At 75.6% G+C, this 9,668-nt stretch carries 10 protein-coding genes; 5 read left to right on the top strand and 5 right to left on the bottom strand.

From position 1 onward, the window contains the following. Nucleotides 1-166: 166 nt before the first annotated feature. Entirely contained in the window at nt 167-1,564 is a 1,398-nt protein-coding gene (locus tag ACFWA9_RS36155) for a diaminobutyrate--2-oxoglutarate transaminase family protein (protein WP_380393271.1), read from the bottom strand. A gap of 145 nt (nt 1,565-1,709) precedes the next feature. Here ACFWA9_RS36155 and ACFWA9_RS36150 point away from each other — a divergent pair, with 145 nt between their 5' ends. Genes ACFWA9_RS36150 through ACFWA9_RS36140 form a run of 3 tightly spaced genes read left to right on the top strand, consistent with a single transcriptional unit; the run spans nt 1,710 to nt 3,098 of the window. After that, a complete protein-coding gene (locus tag ACFWA9_RS36150; protein WP_380393268.1) occupies nt 1,710-2,369 on the top strand; it encodes a class I SAM-dependent methyltransferase in 660 nt (219 codons plus the stop codon). A 28-nt stretch (nt 2,370-2,397) separates the two neighbouring features. Next, on the top strand, nt 2,398-2,706 hold the full coding sequence (locus tag ACFWA9_RS36145) for a hypothetical protein (protein WP_380393265.1): 309 nt from the start codon (nt 2,398-2,400) through the stop codon (nt 2,704-2,706). Further along, nucleotides 2,667-3,098: a hypothetical protein gene (locus tag ACFWA9_RS36140; protein WP_380393262.1), complete on the top strand. Its 432-nt coding sequence runs from the start codon at nt 2,667-2,669 to the stop codon at nt 3,096-3,098. Before ACFWA9_RS36145 ends, ACFWA9_RS36140 begins: the two co-directional genes overlap by 40 nt. On the opposite strand, the gene ACFWA9_RS36135 is transcribed toward ACFWA9_RS36140, so the two are convergent. Further along, nucleotides 3,079-3,828 carry a response regulator gene (locus ACFWA9_RS36135; protein ID WP_352291100.1) on the bottom strand — a complete coding sequence of 250 codons (750 nt, stop codon included), beginning with the start codon at nt 3,826-3,828 and terminating at the stop codon, nt 3,079-3,081. The genes ACFWA9_RS36140 and ACFWA9_RS36135 overlap by 20 nt on opposite strands. Further along, nucleotides 3,825-5,456: a sensor histidine kinase gene (locus tag ACFWA9_RS36130; protein WP_352291099.1), complete on the bottom strand. Its 1,632-nt coding sequence runs from the start codon at nt 5,454-5,456 to the stop codon at nt 3,825-3,827. The genes ACFWA9_RS36135 and ACFWA9_RS36130 overlap by 4 nt, the downstream gene beginning before the upstream one ends. A 182-nt stretch (nt 5,457-5,638) precedes the next feature. On the opposite strand from ACFWA9_RS36130, the gene ACFWA9_RS36125 reads away from it, so the two are divergent. Beyond that, complete coding sequence (locus tag ACFWA9_RS36125) at nt 5,639-7,036, top strand: cation:dicarboxylate symporter family transporter (protein WP_380393258.1); 1,398 nt, start codon at nt 5,639-5,641, stop codon at nt 7,034-7,036. A 135-nt stretch (nt 7,037-7,171) separates the two neighbouring features. Here the strand turns inward: ACFWA9_RS36125 and ACFWA9_RS36120 are convergent, their stop codons facing one another. Beyond that, entirely contained in the window at nt 7,172-8,128 is a 957-nt protein-coding gene (locus ACFWA9_RS36120; protein ID WP_352291097.1) for a hypothetical protein, read from the bottom strand. Nucleotides 8,129-8,173: 45 nt separating this feature from the next. After that, nucleotides 8,174-8,947 carry an RNA polymerase sigma factor gene (locus ACFWA9_RS36115; protein WP_380393255.1) on the bottom strand — a complete coding sequence of 258 codons (774 nt, stop codon included), beginning with the start codon at nt 8,945-8,947 and terminating at the stop codon, nt 8,174-8,176. Between the two features lie 217 nt (nt 8,948-9,164). Here ACFWA9_RS36115 and ACFWA9_RS36110 point away from each other — a divergent pair, with 217 nt between their 5' ends. After that, nucleotides 9,165-9,536, top strand: a complete 372-nt coding sequence (locus ACFWA9_RS36110) for a hypothetical protein (RefSeq protein ID WP_380393252.1) — start codon at nt 9,165-9,167, stop codon at nt 9,534-9,536. Nucleotides 9,537-9,668 lie beyond the last annotated feature (132 nt).

The raw sequence follows: 9,668 nt of genomic DNA, 5'->3' as shown, positions 1-9,668 counted from the left end.
GCTCCGGCGGCCAGCGCGGCCAGCACCTCGGCGACCAGCGGGGCGAGCGCCGCGCCGCCGCCGGTGCCACCGGCCAGCGCGTCGGGGGCGGGGGCCGGGGCGGTTCCGGACACCGCGGCGAGGCGGGCGGGCTCCCGGTCGGGGCGGCCGGGCTCGACCGGGGTCGTCACCGTACGCCCGCCGCGGCCGCCGCGATGGCGTCGGCCAGGCGGTCGAGCACGGCGGCGGCCTGCTCGTCGGTGATGGTGAGCGGCGGCAGCAGCCGCAGGACGGCGTCGTGCCGGCCGCCGAGTTCGACGATCAGGCCGCGGGCCAGGCAGGCCTCCCGGACCTTGACGGCGAGCGCGGGCGCGGCCGGGCGGGCCCCGCAGGCGTCCGGTTCGGCGGCCGGGTCGACGAGTTCGACGCCCAGCATCAGCCCCCGCCCGCGCACGTCGCCGATCACCGGCAGCTCACCGGCCAGCGCCCGCAGCCGCTCGACCATCCGGGCGCCGACCAGCTCGGCCCGCGCGGCCAGGCCGTTCGCGGCGACGTACCGCAGGGTGGCGGCGCCCGCCGCCATGGCGAGGGTGTTGCCGCGGAAGGTGCCGGTGTGCGCGCCCGGCCGCCAGCGGTCGTACTCCTCGCGGTAGACGACGACGGCGAGCGGCAGGCTGCCGCCGAGCGCCTTGGAGAGCACCATGGCGTCCGGGACGATCCCGCTGTGCTCGACCGCCCACATCGCACCGGTGCGGCCGACCCCGGTCTGCACCTCGTCGACGATCAGCGGGATGCCGCGCTCGGCGGTGATCCGGCGCATCGCGCGCAGCCAGCCGTCGGGGGCGGGGACGACGCCGCCCTCGCCCTGGACGGCCTCCAGGATCATCGCGGCGGGCCGGACCACCCCGCCCGAGGGGTCGTCCAGCAGCCGCTCGGCGTAGGTCGCGGCGAGCTCGGTGCCGGCCTCGCCGCCGACGCCGAACGGGCAGCGGTAGCCGTACGGGTAGGGCAGCCGGACCACCTCGCCGCCGCCCGGCAGGGGCTCCTTGACGGCGACGTTGCCGGTCAGCGCCAGGGCCCCGGCCGTCATGCCGTGGTAGGCGCCGGTGAAGGCGAGGGCGCCGGAGCGGCCGGTGGCGGTCTGCATCAGCTTGAGCGCCGCCTCGACGGCGTCCGTCCCCGCGGGCCCGCAGAAGTGCACCCGGGCCTGTCGGGCGAACTCCGGCGGCAGGCTCTCGAACAGGGCGGTGGTGAAGTCGTCCTTCTCGGCGGTGGCGAGGTCGAGCAGGTGCAGGGGCGCGCCGCTGTCCAGGGTGCGGCGGATCGCCTCCAGCACCACCGGGTGGTTGTGGCCGAGGGCGAGCGTGCCGGCTCCGGAGAGGCAGTCCAGGTAGCGGCGGCCGTCGGCGCCCTCGACCGTCATGCCGTGGGCGCGCACCGGGACGATCGGGAACGAGCGGGCGTAGGTGCGGGCGGCGGACTCGCGCACGCGCTGGCGGCGCAGGATGGCGTCGCCCGGGGCCTGGGCGGGGACGGCAGCGGGCCCGGTGGCGGGGACGGCGGCGAGCGTCAAGGCTGACTCCAAGAAGTTAGGTAAGCCTAACTTTACTTCCCTGACCTGGCCGGCCGGGCTCCGGGAGGCGAGAACCACCCGAGCGGGTGACGCGGGACCCGCCTCCCCAACGAGTGAACCGCCCGCCGGTTACGGCCCGCGCGCTACTCTCGCCCCCATGCCGCCCTCACCCTCCCCCGCCCCCGGCGCCCCCGATCCGGCCGGGCGCGACGCCGAGCACTCCGCCGACCTGGCCCGCACCCGCGCGTTCTTCGCCTCCCGCGCGGCCGGCTGGGACGCCAAGTTCCCCGACGACGGCCCGCGGTACGCCGCCGCCGTCGCCACCCTCGGCCTGCGCCCGGGCGGTCGCGTCCTGGACGCGGGCTGCGGCACCGGCCGAGCCCTGCCCCTGCTGCGGGCGGCGGTCGGCCCCGACGGCCTGGTGCTCGGCGCCGACGTCACCCCCGAGATGCTGCGCGAGGCCGGCGCCCACCACCCCGGCACCGCGGCCCTGCTGCTCGCCGACTGCGCCCGCCTCCCGCTCCCGGACGCCGCCCTCGACGCCGTCTTCGCCGCCGGGCTGATCTCCCACCTCGACGATCCGGACCGCGCCCTGCGCGAACTCGCCCGCGTCACCCGCCCCGGCGCCGTGCTGGCCCTCTTCCACCCCGTCGGCCGGGCCGCCCTGGCCGCCCGCCACGGCCGCGCGCTCACCCCCGACGACCTCCGCGCCGAACCCAACCTCCGCCCCCTCCTGACCACCACCGGCTGGCACCTGGACAGGTACACCGACACCGACGACCAGTACCTCGCCCGAGCGGTCAGGACCGCCGACTAGTTACCACCGGTGGTGGCAACATCGCCGCATGTCCGAGCCGATGGATCCCGTACCGGCCTCGCGTCCGGTGAAGAAGTACAGCGTCTCGATGCCCGAGGACGTGGCCGAGGATGTCCGCTCCATCGTGGGCACGGGTTCGTTCAGCGCCTACGTCACCGCCGCCGTCAGGAGACAGATAGCGCGCGAGCGCCTCGCCGAGCTGGTGGACGACCACGTCGCGAACTTCGGCGAGATTCCGGAGGCCGCACGGGCACGGGCCGCCCGCAACTTCGACGAGGCCGAGCGGAGGTATGCCCAGTGGCTCGCCGAACAGGCGGACGAGGCCCAGGCAAGCTGAGCGCGGGCGCGCTGGTCCTCGACCGTCAGGGCCTGGCCCTGGGAGTCGAGGGCGACCCAGTGGTCGGTGCCCAACTGGAGCATGCGCGCACGCACGATATCGAGGTCGTGGTCAGTACGCTGACCCTCGTCGAGGCCATGAATCCACAGCGCCTCCAGCCCCGCTGGCACTACGTCATCTCGAAGATCCGGATCGAGGAGGTCACCCGGCAGCTCAGCGACCAGGCCGTGGTCCTGCTGAGATCCGCCGGACTGCACGGCCACACGTACGCCATCGATGCCGTCGTCGCCGCGACCGCCATGGCGCAGCACGGGCCCACCATGCTGTTGACCAGCGACCTCGACGACATGGCGAAGCTCTGCGACAAGCGGATCATGCTCGTCCCGGTGTGACGCCCTTCCGCTCGCCGCCGCCCGTCCAGCGGTAGCAGAGCTCCGGGCGGCCGACGCTGCCGTACTGCGGTTCGCGGGCCGCCAGGCCGGTGTCGACGAGGTGTTCCAGGTAGCGGCGGGCGGTGATCCGGGAGACGCCGGCGGCGGTTCCGGCGGCCGCCGCGGAGATCCCGGTGCGGGCCTCCCGCAGCACGGTGGCGACGGTGTCCAGCGTGGGGGCGCTCAACCCCTTCGGCAGGGCGGTGCGTTCGGGGGTGCGCAGCAGGGCGAGCGCCTGGTCGACCTCGTCCTGGCCGGTGGCCTCGCCGGTGCGGCCCAGGGTGTCGCGGTAGCGGGCGTAGCGCTCCAGCCGGTCGTGCAGGGCGGCCGCGCCGAACGGCTTCAGCAGGTACTGGACCACGCCCGCCGAGACGGCCTGGCGGACCATCGCGAGGTCGCGGGCCGAGGTGACGGCGATGACGTCGGTGGTGTGGCCGGCCGCGCGCAGCGTGCCGCAGAGCTGGAGGCCGTGGCCGTCCGGCAGGTAGAGGTCGAGCAGGGTGAGGTCGACGGGCCGGCCGGCCGCCCGGGCGCGGTCCAGGAAGCGCAGCGCGTCGGCGCAGCTGTGCACCGTCCCGGCGGCGCGGAAGCCGGGCTCGCGCCCGACGTACAGGGTGTGGGCGGCGGCGGCCACGGGGTCGTCCTCGACCACCAGGACGGAGATCTCGGGCCGGTCCGGGGAGCGGTTCACGACGCCGCCGTCTCGGGCTGCCGGGCGAGCGGCAGCCGGACGGTGAGCACCGCGCCGCGGTCCCGGCCGACCTCGACCGTGCCGCCGTTGCGCCGGGCGGTCTGGGCGACCAGGGCGAGCCCGAGGCCGTGCCCGTGGCCGTCCTGCTTGGTGCTCCAGCCGCGCCGGAACACGTCGTCCACCGCGCCCGGGTCGATCCCGGCGCCGGTGTCGGCGACCCGCAGCAGCAGGTGGTCGCCGTCGACCCGGGCGGTGACGGTGACCTCGGGCTGGTCCGGGTGCCCGGCGGCGCCGGCGATCGCGGCGTCCACCGCGTTGTCGAGCAGGTTGCCGAGGACGGTGATCAGGTCGCGGGCGGCGAGCCCGGGCGGCAGCACCCCGTCGTCGATCCGGCTGTCCTCGGTGAGCGTCAACTCCACGCCCCGCTCGGCCGCCTGGGCCGCCTTGCCGAGCAGCAGGGCGGCCAGGACCGGCTCGCCGACGGCCGCGACGACGCGGTCGGTGAGCTGCTGGGCGAGTTCGAGTTCGGCGGTGGCGAACTCCACCGCCTGTTCGTGGCGGCCGAGTTCGATCAGTGAGACGACGGCGTGCAGCCGGTTGGCGGCCTCGTGCGCCTGTGCGCCCAGCGCCTCGGTGAAGCTCTTCACGGAGTCCAGCTCGCCGGTGAGCGACTGCAGTTCGGTGTGGTCGCGGAGGGTGACGACCCGGCCGAGGCCGGTGCCGATGGTGGAGGTGTTGAGCACCAGCACCCGCTCGGCGGTGAGGTGGACCTCGTCCCGGACCGGCTCCTGCCCGAGCACGGCGGCCACCAGGGCCGCCGGCAGCCCCAGCCCGTCGATCGGCCGCCGCTCCACCTCCCCGGCCAGCGACAGGAGTTCGCGGGCCGCGTCGTTGCAGAGCACCACCCGGTGCTTGCGGTCGAGCAGCACCAACCCCTCCCGCACCGAGTGCAGGGTCGCCTGGTGGTACTCGTAGAGGTGGCTGAGCTCGGCCGGCCCCATGCCGTGGGTGTGCCGCCGCAGCCGGGAGTTGGCGAGGTAGGTGCCGAGCCCGCCGAGGGCGAGCGCGGCCACCGCGACGCCGACCAGCGCGAGCAGCGGCCCGCGCAGCTGCGCGGAGATGGACTGCACCGTGATGCCGGCGCTGACGAGCGCGACCACCCGGTGGTCCGCGTCCAGGACCGGGGTGACCACCCGCACCGACGGCCCGAGCGTGCCGGTGTACGTCTCGCTGCGGGTCTCCCCGGCGAGGGCCCAGTCGATGTGCCCGAGGAAGGTCTTGCCGATCTGCTCGGGCAGCGGGTGCGTCCAGCGCACCCCGGCGGTGTCCATCACGGTGATGAAGGAGACCCCGGTGTCCACCCGCACCTGCTCGGCGTAGGGCTGCAGGACGGCGGTCGGGTCCGGCCCGGCGACGGCCGCCCGCACCGACGGGGCGTCGGCCACCGAGCGGGCGACGGCGGTGACCTGGCGGCGGGCGGCGTCCTCCGTGCGGTCGGCGGTGAACAGGTAGGCCAGCACGGCGCCACCGGCCACCACGGCGGCGACGATCACCACCTGGACGACGAAGAGCTGTCCGGCCAGGCTGCGCACCGGCCGGCGCGGCGAGGGGAGGGTGCGCGCGGACATGCCTGACAGTGTGCACCACCACCGGAACCCGGCCCGGCCCCCGCGGGCCCCGCCCGGTCCGCCGCGGGCCCGGGCGGGGTGTGAACTCTATGAACGCAAACGTGACCTCCGTCACGGCGCGGCCCATAGTCGGAGCGGCCCACCACCCGGGGCCGCCAGGACTGCAGGCGAAGGAGCCGCGGATGTCGATCACTGGAGCAGGGCCACAGGCGGGAGGCAGACGCCGGGACCGCACCCACTACCTCTACCTCGCGGTGATCGTGGCGGTGGTCGCGGGCGTGGTGGTCGGCCTGGCCGCACCGTCGTTCGCGGTGGAGCTGAAGCCGATCGGCACCGGCTTCGTCAATCTGATCAAGATGATGATCAGCCCGGTGATCTTCTGCACCATCGTGCTGGGCATCGGCTCGGTGACCAAGGCGGCGAAGGTCGGCAAGGTCGGCGGACTGGCCCTCGGCTACTTCCTCGCCATGTCGACCGTGGCCCTGGCCATCGGCCTGCTGGTCGGCAACCTGCTGGAGCCCGGCGGCGGGCTGCACCTGACCGCCGCGCTGGCCAAGTCCGGTCACGCCCAGGCAGCCGCCGGGGGCGCCCAGTCCACCGCCGACTTCCTGCTCGGGATGATCCCGACCACCATGTTCTCGGCCCTCACCGAGGGCAAGGTGCTGCAGACCCTGCTGGTCGCCCTGCTGGCCGGCTTCGCCCTCCAGGCGATGGGCACCGCCGGCGCGCCGGTGCTGCGCGGGATCGAGCACGTGCAGCGGCTGGTGTTCCGGGTCATGTCGATGATCATGTGGGTGGCGCCGGTCGGCGCCTTCGGGGCGATGGCGGCGGTGGTCGGCGCGACCGGCACGGCCGCCCTGAAGAGCCTCGCCGTGATCATGATCGGCTTCTACCTCACCTGCGGGCTCTTCGTCGTCGTGGTGCTCGGCACGCTGCTGCGGCTGGTCGCCGGGGTGAACGTGTTCACCCTGCTGCGCTACCTCGGCCGCGAGTTCCTGCTGATCCTCTCCACCTCGTCCTCGGAGAGCGCGCTGCCCCGCCTGATCGCCAAGATGGAGCACCTGGGCGTCAGCCGCCCGGTCGTCGGCATCACCGTGCCGACCGGCTACAGCTTCAACCTGGACGGCACCGCGATCTACCTCACGATGGCCTCGATCTTCATCTCCGAGGCGATGGACAAGCCGATGTCGATCGGCGAGCAGCTGTCGCTGCTGGTCTTCATGGTGATCGCCAGCAAGGGCGCGGCCGGGGTCACCGGCGCCGGGCTGGCCACCCTCGCGGGCGGACTGCAGTCGCACAAGCCGGCGCTGGTGGACGGGGTCGGTCTGATCGTCGGCATCGACCGCTTCATGTCCGAGGCCCGGGCACTGACCAACTTCGCGGGCAACGCCGTGGCCACCGTGCTGATCGGGCACTGGACGGGCGAGTTCGACCGCGAGCGGGCCCGGCAGGTGCTGGCGGGCGCGATCCCGTTCGACGAGCGGACGCTGGTGGACACCCACGGCGCGCCCGACGCGCCCGCCACCCCCGAGGTGCGGCCGGACCCCGTCCCCGCGCAGAGCGCCGCCCCGGCGGCCTGAGCCACCGCCCCCGAGTCCCCCGGCCCGGCGCCCCGCCTACCCCCCGAGCGGCGCCGGGCCGGGGATCCGCCCGTCCGCACCCGGTCGCCGCCCGGCGACCGGGTGAACGCCGTCCGCCGTCCGCGTCCGCCGGCGTCAGAACTCGTCGGATCCGCTGACCGCCCAGCTCAGACCGCTGGCCGGATCCTCCACCGCGACGTGCAGATGGCGCAGCCCGTCCTCCGGTTCGCACCAGGTGAAGCAGCGCATCCGGGCCACCAGGGCGTTCACCTCGGCGCGGTTCGGCCCGCCCGCGCCGGCCATCGCGCCGAGCGCCCGCCACAGCGCCAGCCGGCCCTGTGCCGAGCCGTGCGCCCGGTCCACCACACCGGCCAGCAGCAGCACCGGATAGGCCAGCGCGAACGGCAGGTACCCCCCGGTGACCCGCCGCCCCGGTGCCACCAGGGCGGCGGCCTGCGGGGCCGGCCCGCGGGCGCAGACCACCTCCACCCAGTCCGCCAGCGCGGCCAGCCCCCGGGTGGCCCGCTGCCCGCGCAGCCGGGTACCGGGCTCGGGCAGCAGGACGGGGCCGAGCCCCTCCCGGGTGGCGGGCAGCGTCAGCAGGGCGCTGCGCGAACCGCCGGCCGGCAGGTAGTCCCGGACCCGCACGCCCTCGCCCCAGCCGGCCGTCTCCCAGGGCTCCAGTTGCAGCGGGACGCCCTCCGGATCGGGCTCGGCCCCGTACGAGAGGTCCTCGCCGATCAGCACCCGGGTGTGCGCGACCAGCCGACGCACCGGGGCCGGACCGAGCAGCGGGGCCAGCCGCAGCCAGGAGTGCCGGGTCGCCAGCACCTCCCAGAGCGGACCGGCGTCGTGGTCCGCCGTTCCGGCGGCGCTGCCCGGGCCGCCGTCGTGGTCGAACAGGCGGACGGCCAGCTCGGGCGGCGCGGCGTAGGCGATCAGGTGGCCGAGCGACGCGGTCTCCGCCGCCGCCCGCTGCTCGCCGTCGCGCGCCGCCGCGAGGGCCCGGGCGCGCCGGTAGTGGCCGAGCAGCTCGGACCAGCGGCCGTCCTCGGCCAGGGTGCGGAGCCGGTGTTCCTCGTACGCGATCACGATGGGCAGCGTACGGGCCGGGGCCCCGCATCAGCTGACTTGCCGTCAGTTCGGTGCGTCGGCGGCCCCTCCCCGCCGCCACCGCTGGGCGCACGGCCGCGCCTCGGGGCCGGAGCGGCCCCGAGCCGGGTCGCAGCGGCGGGCACGGTCGCGATCACGGTCACAGTCGCGGTCGCGGTCGCCCGGGCGTTCGACCGGGTTGCGGCCGGGGAGCCCGCCGGGACGCTGCCCCTCGCGCCCCCGGCCTCCCTCGTCACCGCGCCCGTGCTCGCGTTCGCCTTCGAGGACCGCCCGGAGCCGGGCCAGCGCCCGGCGCCGGGTGACCGCCAGCGTGGAGCGGTGCAGGCCGAGCAGCGCGGCGGCCTCGTCGACGCTGTACCCGTCGAGGTCGACCAGCTGCACCACCCGGGCCTGCTTGGCGGTCAGCCGGCCCAGCAGCCGGAGCACCTCCCAGCGCGCCAGCAGCTCCCCCAGCCCGCCGCCGAGCGGATCGGCGCAGGCCTGCTCGTCGGCCGCCCGCTCGGGCGGCGGCACCCGGCGGCGTTCGCGCCGCCACTGGTCCCGGACGAGGTTCGCCATCGTGGTGAACGCGTAGGCGTAGGGCTGCGGATGGCCGAGGAACCGGTCGGGGCCGCGGGCGATCCGCAGATACGCGTCGTGGACGACGTCGTCGGCGGCGGCCCGGCTGCCGGTGAGCCCGACGGCCGCGCGGTGGAGCCGGGGCAGCAGATCCGTGAACACCCGGTTGAACTCGGCCGTGTCGGAGGCGGGCCCGGGATCCGGCTCCCGCCCGCCCCGGCACCCACCACTGGACTCCATGCCGCCCCCCTCGGACATCGGCACCCCCGGAGGCACGGCCGGAGGCACGGTTGACGGCCCGGCCGACAACCCGCCTGTGACACAGGTCACATCATAGATTGTCGTCTCACGCTCCGCAGTCATTCGTGTGCAGTGCGTCATCGTCCGGGCGCAGTCGGGGACTTCCGGCTCCCGACGCCCGGCCGGGGCAGGCACCACGAGCGAGGAGAGAGCACCCATGTCAGGTTGTATCGCCAGGAACATCGCCAAGTTCGGGATGGTGGCCGCGGCCGCCCTCGGCGCGGTCGGCGCCACCACCCTGCCGACCGCCGCCGCGCCGGCCGCCGGCGACCAGTCCATCTCCGCCGGTCCGGGCGCGTCCGCCGAGGCCGTCACCGCCTCCTACCGCTGCACCATCACCGCCGACTACGGCTGGCGCTGGGAGGGCAACTGCCGGGTCTACTCGGGCGAGCTGCGCACCATCACCTACTGCGCCAACGGCACTTCCACCACCGGGCTCTGGATCGGCGCCCGGACGCAGCCGTGGGCGGTCTGGGGCAACTGCTCGGGCTCCAGCTGGACCAGGATCGTGTTCCAGACCCGCGGCTGACCCGTTCCGCGCACGGGCGCGGGGGGGGCCCCCCCCCCCCGGGGGGGGCCCCCCCCCCCCCCGCGCCCCCCCCCCCGCCCCCGGCGGGGGGCGGGGGGGGGGTGAAAAAAAAAAAACGCAGCCGCCCAGAAG

It is taken from the genome of Kitasatospora sp. NPDC059973, assembly GCF_042737525.1.
Lineage (GTDB): Bacteria > Actinomycetota > Actinomycetes > Streptomycetales > Streptomycetaceae > Kitasatospora.
The sequence above is the reverse complement of the archived record's forward strand: the minus strand, read 5'-3'. Positions and strand labels throughout refer to the sequence as shown.